The organism is Amycolatopsis sp. NPDC004772 (assembly GCF_053601215.1).
Map to the genome: position 1 here is coordinate 1 of NZ_JBSGBK010000059.1, position 21,369 is coordinate 21,369.

At 71.8% G+C, this 21,369-nt stretch carries 21 protein-coding genes; 10 read left to right on the top strand and 11 right to left on the bottom strand.

Annotation, left to right across the window (positions count from 1 at the left end):
* Positions 1–106: 106 nt before the first annotated feature.
* The 3 genes from ACWEF6_RS29070 to ACWEF6_RS29080 all read left to right on the top strand — a co-directional run bounded on the left by ACWEF6_RS29070 (position 107) and on the right by ACWEF6_RS29080 (position 3,856).
* The gene (locus ACWEF6_RS29070; protein WP_449685844.1) at positions 107–1,831 is read left to right on the top strand and encodes a sodium/solute symporter; all 1,725 of its coding nucleotides are present in this window, start codon (positions 107–109) and stop codon (positions 1,829–1,831) included.
* Positions 1,832–1,901: 70 nt separating this feature from the next.
* Entirely contained in the window at positions 1,902–2,249 is a 348-nt protein-coding gene (locus ACWEF6_RS29075; protein WP_310977541.1) for a DUF485 domain-containing protein, read from the top strand.
* Positions 2,246–3,856, top strand: a complete 1,611-nt coding sequence (locus tag ACWEF6_RS29080) for a solute symporter family protein (protein ID WP_449685845.1) — start codon at positions 2,246–2,248, stop codon at positions 3,854–3,856. The genes ACWEF6_RS29075 and ACWEF6_RS29080 overlap by 4 nt, the downstream gene beginning before the upstream one ends.
* 75 nt (positions 3,857–3,931) lie before the next feature.
* On the opposite strand, the gene ACWEF6_RS29085 is transcribed toward ACWEF6_RS29080, so the two are convergent.
* Together ACWEF6_RS29085 and ACWEF6_RS29090 are read right to left on the bottom strand one after the other, a co-directional pair.
* Positions 3,932–4,669, bottom strand: coding sequence for an isocitrate lyase/PEP mutase family protein (locus ACWEF6_RS29085; RefSeq protein ID WP_449685846.1), 738 nt, complete (start codon positions 4,667–4,669; stop codon positions 3,932–3,934).
* Complete coding sequence (locus tag ACWEF6_RS29090; protein ID WP_449685847.1) at positions 4,666–5,127, bottom strand: carboxymuconolactone decarboxylase family protein; 462 nt, start codon at positions 5,125–5,127, stop codon at positions 4,666–4,668. Before ACWEF6_RS29090 ends, ACWEF6_RS29085 begins: the two co-directional genes overlap by 4 nt.
* 46 nt (positions 5,128–5,173) lie before the next feature.
* Between ACWEF6_RS29090 and pdxR the strand changes: the two genes are divergently transcribed.
* Positions 5,174–6,556, top strand: a complete 1,383-nt coding sequence (pdxR, locus tag ACWEF6_RS29095; RefSeq protein ID WP_449685848.1) for a MocR-like pyridoxine biosynthesis transcription factor PdxR — start codon at positions 5,174–5,176, stop codon at positions 6,554–6,556.
* A gap of 193 nt (positions 6,557–6,749) precedes the next feature.
* Here pdxR and ACWEF6_RS29100 read toward each other — a convergent pair whose 3' ends face one another.
* The 3 genes from ACWEF6_RS29100 to ACWEF6_RS29110 all read right to left on the bottom strand — a co-directional run bounded on the left by ACWEF6_RS29100 (position 6,750) and on the right by ACWEF6_RS29110 (position 9,890).
* Entirely contained in the window at positions 6,750–7,475 is a 726-nt protein-coding gene (locus tag ACWEF6_RS29100) for a peptidylprolyl isomerase (RefSeq protein WP_449685849.1), read from the bottom strand.
* Between the two features lie 261 nt (positions 7,476–7,736).
* On the bottom strand, positions 7,737–8,702 hold the full coding sequence (gene meaB, locus ACWEF6_RS29105) for a methylmalonyl Co-A mutase-associated GTPase MeaB (protein ID WP_449685850.1): 966 nt from the start codon (positions 8,700–8,702) through the stop codon (positions 7,737–7,739).
* Positions 8,703–9,890, bottom strand: a complete 1,188-nt coding sequence (locus ACWEF6_RS29110) for an acetyl-CoA C-acetyltransferase (protein WP_285988898.1) — start codon at positions 9,888–9,890, stop codon at positions 8,703–8,705.
* A gap of 137 nt (positions 9,891–10,027) precedes the next feature.
* On the opposite strand from ACWEF6_RS29110, the gene mce reads away from it, so the two are divergent.
* Entirely contained in the window at positions 10,028–10,483 is a 456-nt protein-coding gene (mce, locus tag ACWEF6_RS29115) for a methylmalonyl-CoA epimerase (protein WP_449685851.1), read from the top strand.
* A 352-nt stretch (positions 10,484–10,835) separates the two neighbouring features.
* Here mce and ACWEF6_RS29120 read toward each other — a convergent pair whose 3' ends face one another.
* Together ACWEF6_RS29120 and ACWEF6_RS29125 are read right to left on the bottom strand one after the other, a co-directional pair.
* On the bottom strand, positions 10,836–11,408 hold the full coding sequence (locus ACWEF6_RS29120) for a TetR/AcrR family transcriptional regulator (protein WP_449685852.1): 573 nt from the start codon (positions 11,406–11,408) through the stop codon (positions 10,836–10,838).
* 19 nt (positions 11,409–11,427) lie between these two features.
* On the bottom strand, positions 11,428–11,796 hold the full coding sequence (locus ACWEF6_RS29125; RefSeq protein WP_071831581.1) for an SPW repeat domain-containing protein: 369 nt from the start codon (positions 11,794–11,796) through the stop codon (positions 11,428–11,430).
* Between the two features lie 198 nt (positions 11,797–11,994).
* On the opposite strand from ACWEF6_RS29125, the gene ccrA reads away from it, so the two are divergent.
* From ccrA to ACWEF6_RS29150, 5 genes are all read left to right on the top strand, one after another.
* A complete protein-coding gene (ccrA, locus tag ACWEF6_RS29130) occupies positions 11,995–13,335 on the top strand; it encodes a crotonyl-CoA carboxylase/reductase (RefSeq protein ID WP_449685853.1) in 1,341 nt (446 codons plus the stop codon).
* Between the two features lie 596 nt (positions 13,336–13,931).
* Complete coding sequence (locus tag ACWEF6_RS29135; RefSeq protein WP_449685854.1) at positions 13,932–15,158, top strand: chromosome segregation protein; 1,227 nt, start codon at positions 13,932–13,934, stop codon at positions 15,156–15,158.
* Between the two features lie 93 nt (positions 15,159–15,251).
* Positions 15,252–15,704 carry a universal stress protein gene (locus tag ACWEF6_RS29140; RefSeq protein WP_354808118.1) on the top strand — a complete coding sequence of 151 codons (453 nt, stop codon included), beginning with the start codon at positions 15,252–15,254 and terminating at the stop codon, positions 15,702–15,704.
* Between the two features lies 1 nt (position 15,705).
* Positions 15,706–16,821 (top strand): adenylate/guanylate cyclase domain-containing protein, encoded by a 1,116-nt coding sequence (locus ACWEF6_RS29145; protein ID WP_449685855.1) that lies wholly within the window; start codon positions 15,706–15,708, stop codon positions 16,819–16,821.
* A 57-nt stretch (positions 16,822–16,878) separates the two neighbouring features.
* The gene (locus ACWEF6_RS29150; RefSeq protein ID WP_449685856.1) at positions 16,879–18,642 is read left to right on the top strand and encodes a TIR domain-containing protein; all 1,764 of its coding nucleotides are present in this window, start codon (positions 16,879–16,881) and stop codon (positions 18,640–18,642) included.
* A 1-nt stretch (position 18,643) separates the two neighbouring features.
* Here ACWEF6_RS29150 and paaE read toward each other — a convergent pair whose 3' ends face one another.
* From paaE to paaB, 4 genes are read right to left on the bottom strand one after another with little or no spacing between them, the layout of a single operon-like run.
* The gene (paaE, locus tag ACWEF6_RS29155; RefSeq protein ID WP_449685857.1) at positions 18,644–19,696 is read right to left on the bottom strand and encodes a 1,2-phenylacetyl-CoA epoxidase subunit PaaE; all 1,053 of its coding nucleotides are present in this window, start codon (positions 19,694–19,696) and stop codon (positions 18,644–18,646) included.
* A gap of 1 nt (position 19,697) precedes the next feature.
* A complete protein-coding gene (paaD, locus tag ACWEF6_RS29160; protein WP_449685858.1) occupies positions 19,698–20,186 on the bottom strand; it encodes a 1,2-phenylacetyl-CoA epoxidase subunit PaaD in 489 nt (162 codons plus the stop codon).
* Complete coding sequence (gene paaC, locus ACWEF6_RS29165) at positions 20,180–21,037, bottom strand: 1,2-phenylacetyl-CoA epoxidase subunit PaaC (RefSeq protein WP_449685859.1); 858 nt, start codon at positions 21,035–21,037, stop codon at positions 20,180–20,182. The genes paaD and paaC overlap by 7 nt, the downstream gene beginning before the upstream one ends.
* Positions 21,034–21,348, bottom strand: a complete 315-nt coding sequence (paaB, locus tag ACWEF6_RS29170) for a 1,2-phenylacetyl-CoA epoxidase subunit PaaB (RefSeq protein WP_310977595.1) — start codon at positions 21,346–21,348, stop codon at positions 21,034–21,036. Before paaB ends, paaC begins: the two co-directional genes overlap by 4 nt.
* Between the last annotated feature and the right edge of the window lie 21 nt (positions 21,349–21,369).

The window sequence follows — 21,369 nt, forward strand, 5'->3', positions numbered from 1 at the left end:
CGCCCCAATGTGGCGTTGGTTGCGTCCAACGCACCCAATGTGGCGTTCGGTGCGTTGGACGCACCGAACGCCACATTGGGGCGCATGAGCGCGGGAGGGCCGGCTAGTGGGCGTCGCGCTCGCCGTCGCGCCGGTCGTGCTCGTGACGCTGCTGATCGGCGTCCGCGGGGTCGCCGCCATGCGCACGACGTCGGACTTCCTCGTCGCCTCGCGCCGGATCTCGCCGCTGGTGAACTCGGCCGCCGTCTCCGGCGAGTACCTCTCGGCCGCCTCCTTCCTCGGCGTCGCCGGGCTCGTCGTCAAGGACGGCATCGGGGCGCTGTGGTACCCGGTCGGCTTCACCGCCGGCTACATCGCGATGCTCGTGCTCGTCGCCGCGCCGATGCGGCGGTCGGGCGCGCTCACCGTCCCCGACTTCACCGAAGCCCGGCTCAACTCCCCCGCGCTGCGCCGCCTGACCGCCGTCGTCGTGCTGGTGATCGGCACGATCTACGTCGTCCCGCAGTTCCGCACCGCCGGTCTGGTGCTCGCCGCGGTCGGCGGCACGCAGTACTGGGTCGGCGTGGTGCTGGCCGGCGCCGCGGTCAGCGTCACCCTCGCGCTGGGCGGGATGCGCGCGGCGACGTACGTGCAGGCGTTCCAGTTCGTGCTGAAGCTGCTGCTGTTCCTCATCCCGGCGATCTGGCTGACGCTGCAGGCCGGCGCGGTCAACCGGACCGACGCGCTCAACCCCGTCGAGTTCACCCACTTCGCCCGCGAGACGCCGGTGCGGTTCGAGGTCGACGTCACCATGGAGATCCGCGAGCCGACCCCGGTGCGGCGCAACGGCGTCGTGGAAGTCCTGCCGCCGGGCGAATTCACCGCGCACAGCCAGGACGAAGTCGTGTTCGGCACCGGCGCGGCCGTCCCCGCGGTCCGCGGCGGCGCGGCACTGGGCGGGCCCGACTGGCGGCGCCCGCTGCTCGACCTGGGCGATCAGGGCTACCCGCTGCTGGGCACCTGGGCCGTGCTCATCGCGACCATGCTGGGCACGATGGGCCTGCCGCACGTCCTGATGCGCTTCCACACCAGCCCGGACGGCCGCGCCGCGCGCCGCACCGCGGCAATCACGGTCGCGCTGCTGGGCGTCTTCTACCTCTTCCCCGGCGTCTACGGCGTGCTCGGCCGGGTCCTCGTCCCCGGGCTGTACCTCTCGGGCGCGACCGACACCGTGGTCGTCGCCCTGCCGTCCCAAGTGGACAGTGGCTGGGCGGGCGGGCTGTTCACGGCCCTGTTGACCGCGGGCGCGTTCGCCGCGTTCCTGGCGACGTCGCTGGGCCTGCTGCTGGTGATGTCCGGCGCGCTCGCGCACGACCTCGTCCCCGGCGGGCTGCGGCGGCTGCGGATCGCGGTGTTCGGCGTCGCCGGGATCATGGTGCTGCTGGCGCTGCGCTCGGCCGAGCTCGACGCCGGCGTCCTGGTCACCTGGGGCTTCACGGTGGCCGCGTCGACGTTCTGCCCGCTGCTGGTCCTCGGCATCTGGTGGCCGCGGCTGACGGCGACCGGTGGCATCGCGGGCGTGTTGACCGGGCTGGTGGCCTCGACCGCCTCGATCCTGTTCGCCCTCGCCGGGCCGCCGCTGCACGGCTGGGTGGCGATCCTGGTGCAGCAACCGGCACCATGGTCGGTACCGTTGGCGTTCGGCGTAATGGCGCTGGTCTCCCTGCGGGGCAGACCCCCCGCCTGGTCGACGGCAGCCATGCTGCGCCTCCACCTCGACGAACCCCGTTCGACGGGACCTCGCGACCGTTCGTCAACCGTTCGTCGTCTGACCCGGCTGTTGAACCGCTGAATCTTCACGCGAGACTCACGCGTCCCTACGGTGTCGCACGTCACTTTCCGCAGCGTCGCAGGGAGCAGCGATGAGCACGACGGACACCGGCGGGCCCCCGGAGACATCCGAAACCATCTGGGAACGAGCGCACGAGAGCACCGAGTTCCGGGAGCTGCGCAGCCGCCTGCGCCGGTTCGTCTTCCCGATGACGGCGGTGTTCCTCCTCTGGTACCTGCTGTACGTGCTCCTCGCGGACTACGCGCACGGCTTCATGAGCACCAAGGTGGTCGGCAACATCAACGTCGGCCTGATCTTCGGCCTGCTCCAGTTCGTCTCGACGTTCGTGATCACCGGCCTCTACGTCCGGTACGCGAACCGGAAGCTGGACCCGGTCGCCGAGAAGATCCGTGAGGACATCGAGAAGGAGCAGGCATGACCGCGACACTTGCCGCGAGCGTCGAGGGCAGCAACCCGCTCCTCAACATCGGCATCTTCGCCCTCTTCGTGATCATCACCCTGGTGATCGTGTTCCGGGCCAGCCGCAACACCAAGACGGCGTCGGACTACTACGCCGCCGGCCGCGCGTTCACCGGCCCGCAGAACGGCATCGCGATCTCGGGTGACTACCTGTCGGCCGCGTCGTTCCTCGGCATCGCCGGCGCGATCGCGATCAACGGCTACGACGGCTTCCTCTACTCGATCGGCTTCCTGGTGGCGTGGCTCGTCGCGCTGCTGCTGGTCGCGGAACTGCTGCGCAACACCGGCAAGTTCACCATGGGCGACGTCCTCGCCTTCCGGATGAAGCAGCGCCCGGTGCGGGCCGCGGCCGCGACGTCGACGCTGGCCGTGTCGTTCTTCTACCTGCTGGCGCAGATGGCGGGCGCCGGCGGCCTCGTGGCCCTGCTGCTCGGCGTCGAAGGCGGCGGCGCGCAGGCGCTGGTGATCGCCGTGGTCGGCATCATCATGATCGCCTACGTGCTGATCGGCGGCATGAAGGGCACCACCTGGGTGCAGATCATCAAGGCCGCACTGCTCATCGTCGGCGCGCTCGTGATCACCCTCTGGGTGCTCGGCAAGTACAACTTCAACTTCTCCACCCTGCTGCAGGCCGCCGTCGACAAGGCGGGCAAGGCCGGGGAGACGCTGCTCGGGCCGGGCAAGCAGTACGGCGCCACCGGCACGTCGAAGCTGGACTTCTTCTCCCTCGGCATCGCGCTGGTGCTGGGCACGGCGGGCCTGCCGCACGTGCTGATGCGCTTCTACACGGTGCCCACGGCCCGCGACGCGCGGCGCTCGGTGGTCTGGGCGATCGTGCTCATCGGCGTGTTCTACCTGTTCACGCTGGTGCTCGGCTACGGCGCCGGCGCGCTGGTCGGGCCGGACACGATCAAGAAGGCACCGGGCGGGGTCAACTCCGCCGCGCCACTGCTCGCTCTGGAGCTGGGCGGGCCGGTGCTGCTGGGCCTGATCTCCGCGATCGCCTTCGCGACGATCCTCGCGGTGGTCGCCGGCCTGACGATCACGGCGTCGGCGTCCTTCGCCCACGACGTCTACGCGAACGTCGTCAAGCGCGGCAAGACGTCGCCGGACTCGGAGGTCCGGGTCGCCCGGATCACCGCGGTGGTGATCGGTGCCCTCGCCATCGGCGGCGGCATCCTGGCCAACGGGCAGAACGTGGCGTTCCTGGTCGCGCTGGCCTTCGCGGTGGCGGCGTCGGCGAACCTGCCGACGATCCTCTACTCGCTGTTCTGGAAGCGGTTCAACACCCAGGGCGCGCTGTGGTCGATCTACGGCGGCCTGGCCATCACGATCGTGCTGATCGTGTTCTCGCCGGCGGTGTCCGGCAAGAGCACGTCGATGATCAAGACCGCGGACTTCGCCTGGTTCCCGCTGAGCAACCCGGGCATCGTGTCGATCCCGGCCGCGTTCATCCTGGGCTGGCTGGGCACGGTCCTGTCCAAGGAGCACGACGAGAAGAAGTACGCCGAGATGGAGGTCCGCTCCCTCACCGGCGCGGGCGCCGAGAAGGCGGTCGTCCACTAGGTCCGCCGGTTTCACCGACACCGAAGGCCGTCGCGAGGGTGTTCCCGATCCCCTCGCGGCGGCCTTCGGCCATTTTCAGTACGGCAGCTCGCCCTGCGCGACCCCGGTCACGGCGGCCTCGAACTGCTTGCGCAGGTACTGCCAGAGCCCGCCGCCCAGCGAAATCCTCGCCACCCCCAGTCCGGCGAGGCTTTCCAGGCCCAGGCTGCCCGGCCACGCGGTCACGTTGACCGCCCCGCCGGTTTCCCGCACGAACTCCGCGATCAGCTCCGGCGTGCGCAGGTGGATCGGGTAGACGCAGTCGGCGCCCGCTTCCAGGTAGGCCTTCGCCCTGGCGACGCCCGCTTCGAGCGCTTCCTTCGGGTCCACGCCGCGGAAGGAGTCGACCCGGGCGTTGATCACCAGGCCGTCACCCGCCGCCTCGCGCAGGGCGGCGATCCGGGCCGCCTGCTCTCCGACGGCCCGGACGTCGCCGGTCGCGTGGTCGGTGTCCTCGAAATTGCAGCCGACGGCCCCAGCGTCGCGCAGCCGGCCGGCCAGTTCGCTGCCGGACAGGCCGTAGCCCGACTCGGCGTCGACGGTGACCGGGACACCGACCGCCGCGGCGATCCGCGCGGCGGCGGCGAACATTTCGGCGGCGGGCGCCTGCTCGCCGTCGGCGAACCCGAGCACGGCCGCCACGGCGACCGAGCTGGTCGCGATGGCGGGGAACCCGGCGGCCTCGACGAGCTTCGCGGTGTCGGCGTCCCAGACGTTCGGCAGCACCAGGGGCTTGCCGGGGACGTGCAGCGCCTTGAGCGCGGCGGCGGTCACGCGTCCCGCTTCGGCAGCGGCGTGTGGCTGGTGATGGTCATCCGGTTCCAGCTGTTGATGGCGATGATCTCCCACGCCACGGCCTGGTACTGCTCCTCGGTGAACACCTTCGCGGCCTGCTCGTAGACGTCGTCCGGCACGGACTGCGTCGCCGAAAGCTTGGTCATCGCCTCGGTGAGGGCGAGGGCGGCCTGCTCCTGCTCGGTGAACAGGTCGGTCTCGCGCCAGCCGTCGAGCACAAACAGTCGCCGCGGCGACTCGCCCAGCTCGAGCGCGTCGCGGGAGTGCATGTCGAGGCAGTACGCGCAGCCGTTGATCTGCGACGCGCGGGTCTTCACCAGTTCCAGCAGCTTGGGGTCGAGCCCCGCGTTGGCGCCGGCCTTGTTCACCTCGGCCTGCAGGTTGGCCATCGCCTGGTACAGCTCGGGGGCGCCCCCGAGCGCGATTCGCTTGCTCATGCCGTCCACGCTAGTGCGAACTGGTCCACGGGTATGGTCCAGTCACATGACGGAATCGTGGTCCAGTTCCGGGCTCGACGTCCACCTCGGCTGGCAGCCCGCGTCCGGCCGCACCGGGCTCGCGACGGCGATCCGCGCGGCCATCCGGGACGGCCGGTGGCAGGCGGGCGCGGCAGTGCCCTCGACCCGCGCGCTGGCCCACGACCTCGGCGTCGCCCGCGGCACGGTCACCCGCGTGTACGCCGACCTGGCGGCCGAGGGCTACCTGCGCACGGCCCAGGGCGCGCCGACCCGGGTGGCGACGGCGGGCTCGCTGCCCCAGTCCGCGCCGCGGCAGGCCCCGCGCGACCCGGCCCCGCGCTGGGACCTGCGGCCGGGCCGTCCGGACCTGACGGCGTTCCCGCGCCAAGCGTGGCTCACCGCGACCCGGCGGGCCCTGCTGCGGACACCGGCGTCGGCGTTCGGCTACGAGTCGGAGCTGGGCGCGCCGGAGCTGCGCGACACGCTGGCCGGCTACCTGGCCCGGGCCCGCGGGGTGGTCGCCGACCCGGCGCGGATCGTGGTGTGCCACGGGTTTTCGCACGCCATCGCGGTGGTGTCCCGGGCCTTGTTTTCGTTGGGTACGCGCGAAATGGCGTTCGAGGACCCTTCGCTGGGGCTGTACCGGTCGATCGCGGCGGCGCAGGGCCCGCGGATCGTCGGCGTGGACGTCGACGGCCACGGCCTCGACGTGTCCGCATTGGACAGTCCGGCGGTGGTCGTGACCCCGGCGCACCAGTACCCCACGGGCGTCACCCTGGCCCCACCGCGCCGGGCGGCGCTGGCCCGCTGGGCGAGCGAGTCGGGCGCGTTCGTGCTGGAGGACGACTACGACGGCGAGTTCCGCTTCGACCGCCAGCAGGTCGGGGCGTTGCAGGCACTGGCGCCGGAGCGGGTGGTGTACGCGGGAACGGCCAGCAAGACGCTCGCCCCGGCGCTGCGGCTGGCGTGGCTGGTGCTGCCGCGCTCGCTGGTGGAGCCGGTCCGTGCGGCGATGGCCGACAGCGGCTCACGCCCGGCGTTGCTGAACCAGCTGGCCCTGGCCGAGCTGATCGACTCGGGCGCCTACGACCGGCACGTCCGCCGCAGCCGCGCGGAGTACCGCTCGCGCCGCACCCGCCTCCTGGCCGCACTACCGGACTCCGTGCGCCCGCACGGCATCGCGGCGGGCCTGCACCTGCTCCTCATGCTGCCCCCGGACGGCCCCTCCGAGGCCACGGCCCTGGCGGCCTGCCGCCGCCGTTCGATCGGCATCGAGGGCCTCTCCAGCCACTGGATGACCCCCGCCCGCCCCGGCGGCCTCATCGTCGGCTACGCCGCAACTCCGGCCCACGCCTTCAAGGGAGCAACCCAAAACCTCGTAGAAGCCCTAGCCGAAGCAACCCCCTAACCCAAATCCGCCCCCAATCACACGAGTTCCGTCCCCGATCCCGCCAACCCCGTCCCCAATCACGAGTGATGCCCCTCCAATCACACGTGATGCCCTCCCAATCAAGCATGAAGCCCGTCCGATCACGCGAAATACCCCGCCAGGCACCCGCGATGCCCGCGGGCCACCCCACCGGAGCGGCCCGCGACCACCGTCAGAACCAGCAGTCCGGCCGGACCCGCAGCAGTTCCGTCCGCAGCACCGGCGTCCCGTCGACCGGCGCCGGGTCCTCCGCGGTCGGCTGGATCCCGCCGGCCGCGACCTTGTCCAGCGTCCGCAGCCCGTCCGCACCGACCGTGCCGAACACCGTGTAGTTCGGCCGCAGCGCGGAATCGCCGTACACGACGAAGAACTGCGAACCGTTCGTGTCCGGCCCCGCGTTGGCCATGGCCAGGAGGCCACGCGCGTAGACACGCCGGGCGCCGGTCGGGTCGGTCGGTGCCGGCGGCAGGTCCACCGGCAGCTCGTCCTTGTACTTGTAGCCCGGCCCGCCCTCGCCGGTCGCCGTCGGGTCGCCGCACTGCAGCACCTTCAGCGTCGGGTACGCGGTCAGCCGGTGGCACACCGTGTGGTCGTAGAACCGGTGCCGCGCCAGGTGCAGGAAGCTCTGCACGGTGCACGGCGCCTTCGCGCGGTCCAGCCGCAGCGGCAGCGCGCCCTGGCTGGTCGGGATGGCGACGTCGACCTTGCCGTGGCTCGGCGTGTGCCGCGGGTCGGGCGGCAGCGGCACCGGCCGCGCGGGCGGTTCGTCCGGCGTTTCGGTGTACTGGCAAGGCCCGTGGGTCGTCTTCGGCGGCGGAGCGTCGGCCGCCGTGGCCACGCCTTGACCGGCCACGAACAACGCGCCCGCCGCCAGCGCGGTCAGAAGTGTCTTATTCATGCTGTACGCCCTCCCAGTGATCGCCCGGTTCCGGAGCGTCCCGCAGTCTAGGGCGCGGCACCGACAGCCAGAACCGGCGAAAGTCGCCCTCGTCAGCCCATCGGGTGAACCTCGGCGCCCGCACCCCGGAAATTGTCGGACCCCCGGCGCACGATGGTCGGCACGCGGCAAACTCGCCGCCCACGAGGGGAGTACACCATGGAAGTTCGGCGAAGACCCGTTGCGGTGGCACGGTTCCTGCTGAGTCGGCTCGCGTCCGCGCTAGCCGCGAAGGTCCGCGATCAGCTCGTCGGCGGCGGCGAACGGGTCGAGTTCCCGCGCCACGACCCGCTCGGCGACACCGGCGAGCCGTCCCCCGCCACGCAGGTCCACGAGCTCGGCCCGCAACCGCCGGATGGCGATGGCCTCGACCTCGTCGCGCGCTCGGGCCACCCGGCGCCGGGCCAGCTCGTCGTGCTCGGCGAGCCAGTCGTGGTGCGCGGCCAGCGCCTCCACGACCTGGTCGACGCCCTCGCCCTTGGCCGCGACGGTCCGCACGATCGGCTGGCGCCAGCTCGGCCCCCGGATTTCCCGTCGGGCCAGGGAGATCATCTGCTTGAGGTCGTGCACGGTGGCGTCGGCGCCCTCGCGGTCCGCCTTGTTCACGACGAAGACGTCGGCGATCTCCAGCACCCCGGCCTTCGCGGCCTGGATGCCGTCGCCCATGCCCGGCGCGAGCAGCACCACCGTGGTGTCGGCGAGTTTCACGACGTCCACTTCGGACTGCCCGACGCCGACGGTCTCGATCAGCACGACGTCGAAACCGGCCGCGTCCAGCACGCGCACCGCCTGCGGCGTCGCCCACGAGAGCCCGCCGAGGTGCCCGCGGGTGGCCATCGAGCGGATGAACACGCCGGGGTCGGTGGCGTGTTCGGTCATCCGGATCCGGTCGCCGAGCAGCGCCCCGCCCGAAAACGGCGAAGACGGGTCGATGGCGAGCACCCCGACCCGCTTGCCCTCCGCGCGCAACGCGGTGAGCAGAGCCGAGGTCGATGTCGACTTGCCGACACCGGGCGGGCCGGTGAGGCCGACGACCCGGGCTCGCCCGGTGTACGGGGTGAGTGTCCGGGCGATCTCCGCGACGCGCGGGTGGGCGTCCTCGACGAGCGACAGCAGCCGCGCGACGGCCCGGGGTTGCCCGTCCCGCGCGCGGCCGACGAGGTCGTCGAGGTCGAGTGGTCCGGCCACTTACGCCGACGGCACCCGCAGCAGGAGGGCGTCGCCCTGGCCGCCGCCACCGCACAGCGCGGCCGCGCCGAGCCCGCCACCGCGGCGGCGCAGCTCGTGGATCAGGTGCACGGCGAGCCGGGCACCGGAGGCGCCGATCGGGTGGCCGAGCGCGATGGCCCCGCCGTTGACGTTGACCTTCTCCGGGTCGAGGCCGAGCTTCTCGGTGGAGACGAGCCCGACGGCGGCGAAGGCCTCGTTGATCTCGACGAGGTCGAGGGCGTCGGCGGTCAGATTTGCCTTCGCCAGCGCGGCGAGGATCGCGTTCGACGGCTGCTCGTGCAGGCTCGCGTCGGGCCCGGCGACGACACCGTGCGCGCCGATCTCGGCGAGCGGCGTGATGCCGAGCTCCTCGGCCTTCGCCTTGCTGGCGACGATGACCGCGGCGGCGCCGTCGGAGATCTGCGAGGCCGAGCCCGCGGTGATGGTGCCGTCGGAGGCGAAGGCCGGGCGCAGCTTGGCGAGGCCTTCGGCGGTGGTGTCGGCGCGGACGCCCTCGTCGGTGTCGAAGACGACCGGGTCGCCCTTGCGCTGCGGGATGGAGACCGGCGCGATCTCGTCGGCGAAGTAGCCGTTCTTGATCGCCTCGGCGGCGCGCTGGTGGGAGCGGGCGGAGAACGCGTCCTGCTGCTCGCGCGTGACGCCGTAGCGGGAGTTGTACTTCTCCGTCGAGGAGCCCATGGCGACCTGGTCGAAGGCGCAGAAGAGACCGTCGTAGGCCATGTGGTCGACGAGCGTGGTGTCGCCGTACTTGAAGCCGGAGCGGGACTTGGGCAGCAGGTGCGGCGCCTGGGTCATCGACTCCTGGCCGCCGGCGACGACGAGGTCGAACTCGCCGGCGCGGATGAGCTGGTCGGCGAGCGCGATGGCGTCGAGGCCGGAGAGGCAGACCTTGTTGATGGTCAGCGCGGGCACGCTCATCGGGATGCCCGCGGCGACGGCGGCCTGCCGCGCCGGGATCTGGCCGGCGCCGGCGGTCAGCACCTGACCCATGATCGTGTACTGCACCGCGTCCGGGGAGACGCCGGCGCGTTCGAGGGCCGCCTTGATCGCGACCCCGCCCAGCTGGGCGCCCGTGAAGTCCTTGAGGGAGCCCAGCAGGCGCCCGATCGGCGTACGGGCGGCACCCAGGATCACGGAACCGGACACGGCGTCCTCCAAGCATCGGCGCATGGGCAGTTTTCCCGACCATACCCGGGAGCAGGGCTTCTTGATGGAGCCAGTGTGAGGCGGGGCACGCGACGATTCCGCCTCGAAGCGGCGCGCGGGCCCCCTATCCTGCCTCCATGAATGACGCCCTGCGGCCGTTCGTGACGGCCATCGACCACGTCGGCATCGCGGTCCCGGACCTGGACGCGGCCATCGAGTTCCACCGCGCGCACTTCGGCCTGGAGGTCGCGCACGAGGAGGTGAACGAGGAGCAGGGAGTCCGCGAGGCGATGCTGCGCGCCCCGGGCACGGCGGGTACGGAGACGCAGATCCAGCTCCTGGCCCCGCTGCGCGACGACTCGGCGATCGGCAAGTTCCTGGCCAAGAGCGGCCCGGGCCTGCAGCAGCTGGCCTACCGCGTGTCCGATGTGGACGCCGCGGCCGCGGCCCTGCGCGAAAAGGGCCTGCGCATGCTGTACGAGGAGGCGAAGAGGGGCACATCGAACAGCCGGGTGAACTTCGTCCACCCCAAGGACGCGGGCGGCGTCCTGGTGGAACTGGTGGAGCCGGCCAAGGACGCCACGGCGCACTGAGTCGTTCCGCCGCAAGGGTTCGGCGCGGAGCCGCACGCCCGTGACAAGAAACGGGCGCGCGGCCACCACGCCGATGAGCACGGACACCGCCGGCGGAAGCGGGCCACTGCCTCGATGGCGGGCCCGCAAGGCGCACATCAGCGGGCGCACCACCTCACCAGCAGGCGCGGGCACGCGGGCCGCCGGCGGGGCACCCGCGGGCTGAGCGAGCGCGCCCAGCCAAGCCGGCCAGGCGGGCAAGAGCGCGCGCCCACCCGGCGACACAGCCACGCAAGCCGGTCGCCGGTAACCCCACGGCCGACAGAGCACCCAGCCGAGCCGGCGCGCGCCGGCCGCGGCGAACGCGACCCGGCTAAGCGGGCGCGGCCTTGGACGACAGCGCGTCCGCGATGAACGTCAGCTCCCCGTCGAACTCCGCGGGCAGGTCGTCCTCCGAATGCCGGGCCGTCGCGTGCCGGTGGCTCACCGCGCGCGCCAGCAACCCCGACGCCCGATCCACGTCGGCCGTCGGCACTACGCCACCCGTCGCCGCGACGATCACCGCCCTGACCTGGCGGACCAGGACCTGGAAACGTTCGTGCAGCGCGTCGCGGACCACGTGGTGCGTGTCCGCCTCGCGCCACAGCAAGTGCGACAGCCCCAGTGACCTGCTGAAGCGGTGGTCCAGCTCGCGGACCAGCCGCCTCAAGCTGCCCGCCAGGTCGCCCGGGACCACCACCACCGCCGGCTCGATGCGCTCGTCGGGCAGCCGCGCGACGAGCGCCGTGAGCAGGTCCGACTTGTGGCGGAAGTAGTAGTGCACCAGCCCCTTCGGCACCCCGGCCTGCTCCGCGATGCGCGAAGTCGGGGTGGCGTCGAAGCCGGACTCGGCGAAGAGCGCCTCGGCGGCGCAGAGGATGCGCTCCTTCGCCGAATCCTCGGTCATTCCCGTGCCTCCTGCGTCGTCAGTGCTGCCCGGCCGTGCGGTGCGCGGCGTTCGCGACCGGCATCGCTGCCGCGCCGGCGATGACCGTCAGCACCCCGGCGATCCAGGACGTCCAGGACGCGCCGTTGAATTCCGTGTACCCCATCACCCACGGCGCGATGAAGAGCAGCACGCCGAGCGCGATCTGGATGCCTTCGCCGTAGACCATGCCCGGCATCGCCAGCGACACCAGGCCGTCGAGTGCGATCAGCGCGCCCAGGACGACCATCGTCCACATCGCGGTCGTGTCCGTGCTCAGCCAAAGGGGTGAAAGAGCGGCGACCACCCCGATGACGACCTCGGCCCAGTCGTGGGGCCGGGTCCACGCGCGCGTAGAGACTTCACTCATTCGTGCTCACCTCCGTCGGTGAAACTGCTGGTCGGGTGGTGTACCCGACGTCGATGATCCGCTTGACTGGCCAGCCGGTCAAGGTGAGCCGGTCACAGTTCGGCGTGTAATCGTGCTGTCCGTCTCGTACAGTTGTGGACGCGTGTTACCGGCGAGTAATTTCTGCCGCCAACGCCCCCCATCTCCGCGGAGGAACCGATGACGCAGCTCGGCGAGATCCAGCAGGCCATCCTGAACGGCGAGTCCGCCGCGGTGGGCTCGTTGCCCGTGCCCGAGAGCTACCGCGGGGTGACGGTGCACGCGGACGAGGTCGACATGTTCGAGGGCTTGGAGAGCCGGGACAAGGATCCACGCAAGTCGCTGCACGTCGATGACGTCCCCGTTCCCGAGCTCGGCCCCGGCGAAGCACTGGTCGCCGTGATGGCGAGTGCGATCAACTACAACACGGTGTGGACGTCGATTTTCGAGCCGATTCCGACGTTCAAGTTCTTGAAGAAGTACGGGAAGCTGTCGCCGCTGGCGAAGCGGCACGATCTGCCGTATCACGTGGTCGGCTCGGACCTGTCGGGTGTGGTGTTGCGGACCGGGGTGGGGGTGCACAACTGGAAGCCCGGCGATGAGGTGGTCGCGCACTGCCTGAACGTCGAGCTGGAGGGTCCGGACGGGCACAACGACACGATGCTCGACACCGAGCAGCGGATCTGGGGTTTCGAGACCAACTTCGGCGGGCTGGCGGAGGTCGCGTTGGTCAAGGCCAACCAGCTGATGCCCAAGCCGGACCACCTGACCTGGGAGGAGGCCGCCTCGCCCGGGCTGGTGAACTCGACCGCCTACCGCCAGCTCGTTTCGCGCAACGGCGCGGACATGAAGCAGGGTGACGTGGTGCTGATCTGGGGTGCGTCGGGGGGTTTGGGCTCGTATGCGACGCAGTACGCGCTCAACGGCGGCGCCATCCCGGTGTGTGTGGTGTCCAGCCCGGAGAAGGCGGCGATCTGCCGGAAGCTGGGGGCCGAGCTGATCATCGACCGCAGCGCCGAGGGCTACCGGTTCTGGAAGAACGAGGACGAGCAGGACCCGAGGGAGTGGCAGCGGTTCGGGGCGAAGATCCGTGAGCTGACCGGGGGTGAGGACCCGGATATCGTGTTCGAGCACCCGGGCCGGGAGACCTTCGGCGCGTCGGTCTACGCCGCACGCAAGGGCGGCACGATCGTCACCTGCGCCTCGACCTCGGGCTATATGCATCAGTACGACAACCGGTACCTGTGGATGAACTTGAAGCGGATCATCGGCTCCCACTTCGCCAACTACCGCGAGTCGTGGGAGGCGAACCGGCTGATCGCCAAGGGCCTGATCCACCCGACGCTGTCGAAGACCTACGCGCTGGAGGAGACCGGGCAGGCCGCCCTCGACGTGCACCGCAACGCCCACCAAGGCAAGGTCGGCGTCCTCGCACTCGCCCCCCAAGAAGGCCTCGGCATCCGCAACGAAGAGAAACGCGCCAAACACATCGAAGGCATCAACGCATTCCGCGGCGCCTGACGCCCAACGGCGCCGGGAGCGGGTCGGCTCCCGGCGCCGAGAACCGGCTCGCGCCCGCGGTCGAAGCCGCCCGGACCCGCGGCCGAAAGCCCGCCCACTCCCAGGGCCGCAAGCCTGCTCGCTCCCGCGGCCGAGGTCCGCTTGGCCCCGCGGCCCGAGGCCCATCCGGCTCCGCGGCCAAACCCCATTCGGGCCCCGGGCCGGAACCCGGCCCGCTCCCGCGGCCGAAACCCACCCGGCCCCCAAGGCCGGAAGCCCGCTCGCTCCCGCGGCCGAAGCCCACCTCGCCCCGCGGCCCAAACCCCACCCAGGCCCCTGGGCCGGAACCCGGCCTGCTCCCGCGACCGGAACTCACCCAGTCCCGGTGCAGGAAGCCCGCCCGGTCCCGGGCCGGCCGGAACCGGCCTGATCTCGGCACCGGAAGCCGCCCTGCTCGCCGCGCCGGGGACCGCCGTCAGCGCGCTAACTGCCGGCGCCAGGAAGCCCCGAAGAACCAGGCGATTCCGGCGGTTCCTTTCGCCGCGGGAGACCGCTCGTTCGGCGCACCGCCCGGGTGCTCACCCTTCCGTGACCGGACTGCGACTACGGTAGGCCCCATGAGCCTTGGCGATGAACGGGAGCTTGTGCCGCTGGGAGCCGGCTTCGACGTGGCGAAGCGCGGGTACAGCCGAGCGCAGGTCGATGAGCACCTTGAACGGCTGGATGCCGATCTGAAGATGCTCACCGCGGATCGGGACGCCGCCATTGCGCAGGCGGGGGACCTTGCCCGCCAGCTGGAGATCGCGCGCGGCGAGATCGCGGATCTGCGTGGGCAGGTCGACCGGCTTGCCCAGCCGCCGACGAGCGTCGAAGGCCTGTCCGAACGGTTGCAGCGGATGCTGCGGCTCGCGCAGGACGAATCCGCCGACACGCGCGCCCGTGCCGAAGCCGAGGCCGGGCACATCCGGGCCAAGGCCGAGACCGATGCCAGTGCCATGCGGGCCCGGTACGAGCAGCTGCTCACCGAACTCGACCTCCGGCGCAAGGAGATGGAGGCCGAGCACCGGAAGGTCCTCGAAGACGCCCGCGCCGAGGCCAAGAAGATCACCGCCGAGGCCGAGGCCGAGCGCAAGCGGCTCGACACCGAGTCGCAGGATCGGCGCACCAAGGTCGAAGAGGACTTCGAGATCGCGATGGCCTCGCGCCGCACCGAGGCGATGCGGGTGCTGGCCGAACAGGAAGCCGCGAGCAAGGCCGAGGCCGCGCGGCGCGTCCAGGAGGCCACGCAGGACGCCGCCGACATCCGGGCGAAGGTTCTCGAAGAGGAAAAGGCTGCGAAGGCCGACATCGACCGCCGTCAGCGGGAGTCCGTCGCGGATGCCAACAAGCGGCGTCAGGACTCGATCACCGAGGCCAACGCGCGGCTCGCCGAAGCCGCCGACGAGGCGCGGCGCCGCGTGACGTCGGCCACGGAGGAATCCAACCGGCGGATCACCCAGGCGAACGAGCGGGTCGACGCGCTGCGGAAGGTGCGCGGCGGGCTCGCCGAGCAGGTCCGGGCGGCGCGGGCCGTGCTGGCCGAGGCGCACACCGTCCTCGGCGACGACGTCAAGGTGCCCGCCGACGTCAAGGCCGACCTGGTCACCGACCCCAAGCCGGACGACACCGAGCAGACCGTGCGGGTCACCGACGTCGAGGAGACGATCCGGATCCGCGCCTCCGATGTGCCGAAGCCGAAGCCCGGGGCCAAACCCGCGGCCAAGCCCGCCGCCACCGCGGCCCCCAAAGCGGCGCCGAAGCCGGCTCCGCGGGCGAGCGGAGCGCAGAAAGCGACTGGCGAGTAACCTTCCACCCGACACGGGCGCGGACGAGCCTGCGCGGTCGGTACCGACCGGCTATCGTCCCTGCTCACGCGGGATCACCTGGAGGTTTTGCGCATGGGTGCGGCATATCGGACCGTGGTGGTGGGCACGGACGGCTCGGAGTCCTCGTTCGCGGCGGTGGACCGCGCGGCGGCGGTGGCCGGCGACGCGGGCGCCACGCTCGTCATCGCGTGTGCGTTCTACCCGGCGAGCCAGTCCGACGTCGACAAGGCCCAGGACGCCCTCGGCGACGAGGCGTACCAGGTCGTCGGCTCGGCCCCGGCCGAAGACACCCTGCAATCGGCGCGGGACCGCGCGGCACGAGCGGGCGCGGAGAAGATCGACACGGTCGCGGTCAAGGGCGACCCGGTCGACTCGCTGCGCAAGGTGGTCAAGGAGCGCGAGGCCGACCTGCTGGTCGTCGGCAACCGCGGGCTGAACACGATCGCCGGCCGCATCCTGGGCTCGGTGCCGTCCGAGGTGGCCCGCAAGTCCGGCGTGGACGTGCTGATCGTCCACACGACCTGACGTGACCGGTCCGGGCGAGGAACTTCAGCAGCGGCTCGAACGCGTCCTGCTCGGCGGCCGGCGGAAGTACACCCGGCTCGAAGTGGCGGAGAAGGCCGGCGTGCCCGACGAGCGGTCACGCCGGCTCTGGCGCGCGCTCGGGTTCGCGACCGTGCGCGACGACGAGGTCGTCTTCACCGACGCCGACGTCGAGGCGATGCGGACCGCCGACCAGCTGGTGCAGTCGGGGCTGATCGACCCGAGCATCGAGGTCTCGGTGACGCGCGCACTCGGCCAGCACCTGTCGCGGCTGGCCGAGTGGCAGGTCGACATGCTCTGGCAGCTGATCCGGGAACAGCCGGAGCTCGGCCGCAGCGAACGCCAGGTGACGCGCCTGGTCGACCGGTTGCTGCCGGAGCTGGAACAAGTCCAGAACTTCGTGTGGCGCCGCCACCTCGCGGCCTACGCGGGGCGCGCGTTCGCGGCCCCGGACGAACACCTGGAGACCCGCACCCAGGTGGTCGGGTTCGTCGACATGGTCGGCTACACGCGCCTGACGCGCCAGATCGGCGAAGACGAGCTGAGCCGCGTGCTCGACGCCTTCGAGACCCTGGCCACCGAGGTGATCGCCGAGCACCACGGCCGCGTGGTGAAGATGATCGGCGACGAAGTCCTGTTCGTGGCGGACGCCCCGGTCGACGCGGCGGAGATCGCCCTGACGCTGACCGAGCGCACGTCGGCGGACGAGACACTGCCGGCCGTCCGCGCGGGCCTGGCGTCGGGGCGCATCCTGTCGCGCTTCGGCGACGTCTACGGCTCGGTGGTCAACCTGGCCGCGCGCCTGACCTCGGTGGCCCGCCCGGGCACGATCCTGGTCGACCGCGAGCTGGCCGCGGAGCTCGCGGACGAGAAGGCGTACGACCTGCGCGCCCGCCGGCCGGTGACGGTCCGCGGCTACAACCGCCTCCGCCCGTCGGCGCTGCGCCGGGCGAGCGAGGCCCCGACGGGCATGTTCGCGAGTTCCCAGCAGCTGGCGGCGGAAATGCTGGGCCTGACGGACCCGGCGGCCCGGGAGGAGCCTCCGGAGGACCCGGCGCCCGAACCGCGGCCCCGACGCCGCCGGCGCCGCAAGCTCTGACCGGCGACTCCGAGTCGGTAGAATCCCTCCCTCGCGCGGACGAGGTGGGAGGTGCGCGTGACCCAGGTGCTCCTCTCGTACGCCGACGAGCCGGACGACCCTTCGCACGAGGATCAGCTGATCCGGCTGTGGCGGTTCCTCCGGTCCTGCAGTGTCGACGCGCGGCTCGACCTGGGTGAAGCGAACGAGCGCCGGGACTGGGCGTTGTGGACGGCCGGGCGGCTCCGCGAAGCCGACTACGTCCTGGTGATCGCCTCGCCCGCGTACCGCCGCAGTGCCGGAGACGGCGGCGCGCACGAGGGACCCGGCATCCTCTGGAAGGCCCGGCAGGTTCGCGACGCGTTCTACGCCGACCCGAACGCGCTGAAGCGGTTCGTGCCTCTCCTGCTGCCCGGCCGCGGCCCGGGTGACGTGCCGGAGTTCCTCGCTTCGGTCACTTCGACGGTGTATTCGGTTTCGGACTTCACCGTCGCGGGCGCCGAAAAGCTCCTCCGCATGCTGTTGGACCAGCCCGAGCTCGAGGTGCCGCCGCTGGGTGCGCGTCCGGTGCTCGGGCCGAGGCGGATCCCGCCACGACCGCAGCCGGCCCCGGCCGTCCGGAACGTGGTCACCGGGGACGTCCACGGGGTCGTGATCCAGGTGGGCAACGCCGGTTCCGTGACGGTCCCCGGCACTCCCGCCATCCGGATCGGTGAAGGAGCCGACCCGCGAACCGAGCGGGCGTTCGAAGACGCCGCCCGCCGAGCCGGCGGCCGCCTGGGCACCCCGGCCGGCCGGGCTTACCGCGAGGGACCCGGCTTCGTCCAGCACTTCACCGGCGGCGCCGCGATCTGCGCGGTCGCCGGCAAACGGGCCGTGGTGGTCGCCGGGCCGATCTGGGACGACCTCGCGGCCCTCCCCGGCTTCCCCGACGGGCCCGGGTTTCCCACCTCGGGCCAGCTCGATGCCGCCGCCCGTGCGGTCGACCTCGACGACGGCACCTGGCAGGCGGGCGTCCTGCACCGCGACCCCGCGACGCAGACGGCGTGGTGGCATCCCCGGCCCCGGCTGGACACGAAAGCCACCGGAGCCTTCTGGCTGCCGACCGCCGGGCCGGCGGATCTGACCGTGCGCGCCGTCGCCACCCTGCCGTGGCAGCTCGACGACCAGGTCGAGATCACGCGGCGCACTCGCGACCTGATCGAAGCGGCGCTCCCGGAAGCGCCGATCAGCACACTCCTCCCGGCGTTGTCTCTCCTCCGGCGGGCCCGGACCGCACCGGGCCGGTGGGAACGGGCGAGCGGGCCGGAAGTCCGCCAGACCGGACAAGACGCCCGGTACGACTACACCGTGCGCAGGCCGGCCGACGGGCGCACGGCCGTCCGCGCGGTCGCGCGCCTCCTGCTTCCGGGCAGCTGGACCTCGGCGGTCACGGTTTCCGTCGAGTTCCAGGCCAATTTCGCGGTGTGGGCGTCGGCGCGGCCGGACGGGTCCACGGCCGGCCTCCGGGTCACGGCGAACGAGATCGTCGAACTGTGGACGGCGGCGTGGCACACCGCGACCGTCGTGGTCCCCGGCGCGCTCGTCCCCAACCCCGAGTGCGCCGCACTGCTGGCGCCCCCGACCGTGACACTTCAGGTCAAGGCGGACACCAGCCTGCCGGCCGTCGTCGACCTCTCGGCGTTCGGGAAACCGGAAGAACTGCCGGGCCCGCAGGGTGCGGTGACCGTGGTGGCCCCGATCGGGCTCGACCGGGACGAGCGGCGGGCCTGGGCGGCGAAAGCCCTGACCCGCCTGGCCCGTGAGTGGGGCTTCGCGGACGCCGAGGAAGGAACCGGCTAGCTCAGGCGTCGAAGTCGACCGTGAGGGTCTCCGAGACCGGGTACGACTGGCATGTCAGGACGAAGCCCGCCTCGATCTCCGCCTGCTCCAGTGCGAAATTGCGCCGCAGGTCCACCTTGCCCTCCGTCACGCGGGCGCGGCACGTTCCGCACACCCCGCCCTTGCAGGCGAACGGCAGGTCCGGGCGGAACTTCTGCGCGCCGTCGAGCACCGATGACGAACGGGGCAGCGTCATCGGCGTCGAACGGCCGTCCAGGACCACCGAGACCTCCGAGGACTCCCCCGCGACCGCCGGGTCGAGGTGCTCCACCGGGGCCGGTGGGGTGTCCACGTAGAACAGCTCCTGGTGCACCTTCGACGAAGGCACGCCCAGCGAGGCCAGCAGCTCCTGCGCGCCCGACACCATCTCGAACGGGCCGCACAGCCACCAGTGGTCCACCGACTCCACCGGCACCAGCGTGGAGAACAGCGTGCGCAGCTTCGGGACGTCCAGGCGGCCGGTGAACAGGTCCGCCTCGCGGGGCTCCCGCGACAGCACGTGGATCAGCTCGAGCCGCGACGGTGCGCTGTCCTTCAGGTCGGCCAGCTCGTCCGCGAACATCACCGTGTCCGTGCGGCGGTTGCCGTACAGCACCGTCACCGTCGCCGTGGACGACTTCAGCAGCGACGACACGATCGACAGCACCGGGGTGATGCCCGAACCCGCCGCGATCAGGACGTGGTGACCGCCCTCGGACAGGTCGGGGGTGAACGATCCGGACGGCGGGGCCACCTCGATCGTGTCGCCCGCGCGGACCTCGTTCACCAGCCACGACGAGAAGAACCCGTCCGGGACCAGGCGGACGCCCACCCGCGGGGCCGCGCCAGCCGGCGCGCAGATCGAGTACGACCGGCGCTCGTCACGGCCGTCGATCGAACGCCGCAGCGTCAGAGACTGGCCCGGCTTGAACGCGTACTCCGCCGCCAGCGACGACGGCACGTCGAAGGTCACCGCGACCGCGTCGTCGCACAGCCGCTCGACCCCGGCCACCTTCAGGGAGTTGAACCGCGCCACTTCAGATCTCCTTGACGTGCTCGAACGGCTCCAGACACGCGCGGCAGCGCCACAGCGCCTTGCACGCCGTCGCGCCGAACCGGGACTGCTCTTCGGTGTCCGCGGAACCACAGTGCGGGCAAGAAACCCGCGAAACCGGCGCCGACAGCGTCAGCGGGATCGGGCCCGACCGCCGCGGCGCGGCACCCGGCGGCGCGATCCCCGCCTCGGCGAGCTTCCGGCGGCCCGCCGCGGAGATCCAGTCCGACGTCCACGCCGGCGACAGCTGCGTCCGGATCTCGACGTCCGGGTAGCCCGCCGAGACCAGCGCGTGCTCCAGGTCGTCGCGCATGGTGTCCATCGCCGGGCAGCCGGTGTACGTCGGCGTGATCGCGACGACCACGCGGCCCTCGGACTCCGACACCGAGCGCAGCACCCCGAGGTCCGCCAGCGTCAGCATCGGCAGCTCCGGGTCGGTGACGGTGGCCGCCACGGCCGCCGCGGTCACCATCGGGCGTCCGGCATCGCCCGGGCCACGCTCTGCAGCTCCGCCAGCAGGTACCCGAACGACTCGGTGTGGACGCCGTCGCGGCCCATCCGGCCCGACACGCCGGCCAGCTCACCGGAAGCAGGCCTCGAAAGCGTTCCCGCGGCCAGGGCCTGGTCCAGCACCGCGTCGAACTCCGGACGCAGCGACGCCGCGTCGACGAATTCCCCGGGGTGCGTGCGGAACAGCTCCCCCACGTACGGCCAGAGTTCGTCCAGGCCCTCCTGCATCCGAGCGTGCGACAGCGGCGTCCCGTCGCCGAGGCGGACCAGCCACTGCGCCGCGTAGTCGCGGTGGTAGGCCAGTTCCTTGACGCCCTTGTCCGCGATCGCCGCCAGCACCGGGTCCACGGAGGACACCAGCCGCTGGAACAACGCCAGTCGCCACGTCGAGAACACGAACAGGCGCGCGATCAGGTGGCCGAAGTGCCCGCCGCCCAGTTCGGCGAGCCGGACGTTGCGGAACTCGTTCTCCGCACGCAGGAACGCCAGCGAGTCCTCGGTGCGCCCGGAGCCGTCGGCCTTGCCGGCGCGCGCGAGCAGCAGCCGCGCCTGGCCCAGCAGGTCCAGGGCGATGTTGGCGATCGCGACCTCGTCTTCCAGCTCGGGCGCGTGGGTGCACCACTCCTGGAGCCGGTGGGAGAAGATCAGCGCGTCGTCGCCCAGCATCAGGCAGTACGCGGCCAGCTGCGCGGCGTCCACTCCGGACGGCACCAAAGTGTCCACTCCGGACAGTGGGTCCTCGAAGCCGGTGCCGAACGCCCAGCGCGCGTCGTTCTCCTCGGTGATGGCCTCGTACACGTTGTCGAAACTCATATGTGCGGCACATCCTCGGGGATGTCGTAGAACGTCGGGTGCCGGTAGACCTTGTCGCCGCTGGGTGCGAAGAACGGGTCCTTCTCGTCCGGCGACGACGCCGTGATGTCCGCCGCGCGCACGACCCAGATCGACACGCCTTCGTTGCGGCGCGTGTAGAGGTCGCGCGCGTGGTGCAGGGCCATCTGGTCGTCGGCCGCGTGCAGCGACCCGACGTGCACGTGGTTCAGCCCGCGCTTGCCGCGGACGAACACCTCGTACAGCGGCCAGTCGTGCTTGACCGTGCCCGGAGCGGCGGGGACGCCTTCCAGGGGGACGGCGCCGTGGCCGCC